A 2699-nucleotide genomic window follows, 5' to 3' on the forward strand; every position below is an offset into this window, starting at 1 on the left:
CTTCCACCCCGCCCCGGTAATACTCCGCCCGCTGCCCGTTCCACAGCTCGTATTCGGCCACCGGGTCCAGGCCGTCCAGGACATACTCCGTCCGTTTCACCCCACTCCCACCATCTTTGGGATCGTATTCCTTCACCAGCCGCCGGCCCAGGCCGTCGTAGAAGAGCCGGGTCACCTCATTTCGGCGCTACTACCCTAAAATAGAGAGTACGGATGGCTTTTCTCACCAAGTAAACTTCTACCCGATATTCCCCTGCTGCAAACTGCTCCCCCGGAGGGGGCTCTATATACCATCCACCCCGCCGCTCCACCACTTGTATATGATCCCAGAGCAACTTCTCCCCGTAATACCACCGCACTCCCACCCGCACCGGCTTGGGGGCTTCCACGTCTACAATACACCATATACGGGGGGTGTCTACGGGAAATTCTGTAGCCCGCTCTCCGGTAGTCCCATTGGGTGCCACCTCTGTTGTAAGAAACGCATCTCTCACCACAATGGGGCCTTGTTCAACTTGAATAGCAGGCCAGATAGAAGCGACACACATTGCAAACCCAACGCAAAGGATGCTACCAATTAGAAGCAAGCCGATTGTCCGCTTATTATGAAAAAAGGCGCCTAACTCGAACTGTTCCCTCATTTCTATCTCTCCTTGCCTGCCGATGTTTCCAGGTCGATAAGACGATAAGCCAGCAAACGGTGGTCACCAAAGGGCACCAACAAGAGATTTTCCGCTACCCCAGGCCCCCGATCCGAGGCATAAGAAAAGGGGCCATCGGATTGAATTCTTAATCCTCCCACTTCATAACCAGTGGATGCCTCCAAGGCATGAAGATAACCCCGTGTGCTGCGGACATAGAGCACCCCTTTGGCCACTACAGGGCTTCCAAGATTGGCCTCTGGCAATCTCCTTTCCCAGAGGATTCGCCCATCTTTTCTGGAGATAGCAGCCAAGCGGTCTTGGTTAGTGATGTATAGAGTCTCTCCCTCTATCAAAAAAGGATATTCTCCGGCGGGAAAATCCACGTGCCAGCGGATAGTACGGGAATCCACATCCATTGCCAGAAAGGGGGCCTCAAAAAGACCGATGTACAGCGTGTTACTTACCAGTTGGATGGATCTCACAAACGCCCCCATTTTTTCGCTCCAGAGGATTGTTCCTGAAAGGCCGTCATATGCTTTGATATAAATGTCGGCTCCAAGATATACGATGTGACCATCAGTCGCCAGAGAAGATCTACTCCGGTCGAGACTGTCAGATTCCCAGAGGACAACCCCTTCATAATCATAAGCGGTGAGGTTCCAATTATATCGGGTCACATAAACCGCTTGCTCCCCACAGGCGATAGATTCTACCGGGACATTGCTTGGAACGTAACTCCCATCGGGATTAGCGCTGGGGATAGCAGTCCAGGCTAGGGCTCCTGTGGAGACGACGAAGACGGACAGGGAATGCCCCCCTTCTGGAACCAAAAGCATCTCTTTGCAGAGAACTGGAGGGCCATTAAAGCAATTTAAGCAAGTGAATCCTGAGACCTCTACCCGTTGGAGCGGCGTACCTTGTGCGTTCAGCCAATATACCCCTTCAGAGGTACGTACAATGATCTGTCCATTTTGGGCCACAGGGGTGGTAATAATTCGTTCCGCGGCTTGAAATACCCAGGCAGGCTCGCGCGGAAACATTCCCACAGGTTCTGGCTCTGTTAAGGAAGGGGGAAAAGCGAAAGGCCCAAACAGCACCAAAATGCATAAGAGCCCAATGCTTACAACGAACTTGATGATCTTAATTGTGGAGCGGTTTAAGGCAACCATGCCGGAAAAGAGCCTTGTTACGGTCCCGGGACTGTTGGGAATTTCAGGGCTTCTCTGAAGACCTCTTGCCAAAAATCTTCCCAATATTCTAAATACTCTTGTCGGGAGATGTCTCCCAGGGGCTTAGACTCAGTAACGTAAACATAGGCCTCGCCCTGAGGCGGGAAGGAAAGGCCTAATGCAATCCCTTTGCCTATCCCCATAACCTCGGCGGTTAACGCCCCTGTATCGGAATGGGAAGCGAACACTTCACCGGTGACTCCTATTCCAGATTGGGGTGAAATCGTTATACCCCCGTAGGTAAAAGGCCCTTTATAGGCCTCCACTCCTCGCTCCTGAAAGATATCGCCCCACACCTTTCCCCAGGTGATGGAGCCCCCGATTTGGGGACTAATAAACGGGAATATATCATCTGACGCACCCATTAGCCAGGTCTCCGTGGGAGAACCAAAGACACGAGGTGACCAAAAGAGTCCCAGTTCCCCTCTTGCGGGGGCCAACACCACATCCAAACTCCCTGTCCAGAAAAATTTCAACCCACCTACAGTGAACGTGAGGGAGAGGTAATAAGCATCCGGGCGGAAATTGCCAAAAGGCAAGCAGGTAGCTGGATGTGCTCCCGTGGGCTCAGAAGCGCGGCTCATTGGAGTTGGTATCGGCGTTTGCGGTGGTGTCGGCCTGGGTTGTGGCGCCGGCGTGGGCGCCGGCGTGGGCGAAGGCCCCGGGGTGGGTGTGGGCCAGGGCACCGGGGTATAGGGCGGCGGGGTGGGCGCCGGCACCGGAGTGACCGGCGGCGGCACCTGCAGCCCATACGGGTCATCGTAACTCACCGGATTCGCAAAGGCATACCCATACCGGTGCCACGTCCGCGGCTCCCGGAGGTTCC

Annotated in this window: 3 protein-coding genes; all 3 read right to left on the reverse strand. The window is 54.3% G+C overall.

Annotated elements, in window-relative coordinates:
* Positions 1–176 precede the first annotated feature (176 nt).
* On the reverse strand, positions 177–641 hold the full coding sequence (locus ABJK56_RS17420) for a hypothetical protein (RefSeq protein ID WP_347245954.1): 465 nt from the start codon (positions 639–641) through the stop codon (positions 177–179).
* Positions 642–643: 2 nt separating this feature from the next.
* Positions 644–1474, reverse strand: coding sequence for a PQQ-binding-like beta-propeller repeat protein (locus tag ABJK56_RS17425; RefSeq protein WP_347245955.1), 831 nt, complete (start codon positions 1472–1474; stop codon positions 644–646).
* A gap of 356 nt (positions 1475–1830) precedes the next feature.
* Positions 1831–2699 (reverse strand): hypothetical protein (locus tag ABJK56_RS17430; RefSeq protein WP_347245956.1); only part of this gene is annotated, 869 nt, incomplete at its 5' end.

This window comes from Thermogutta sp., from assembly GCF_039793925.1.
Classification (GTDB): domain Bacteria; phylum Planctomycetota; class Planctomycetia; order Pirellulales; family Thermoguttaceae; genus Thermogutta.

What these genes read in the sequence shown, in the direction of transcription:
- ABJK56_RS17420 (WP_347245954.1), bottom strand. Translation starts at nt 641, where the DNA reads ATGAGGGAACAGTTCGAGTTAGGCGCCTTTTTTCATAATAAGCGGACA.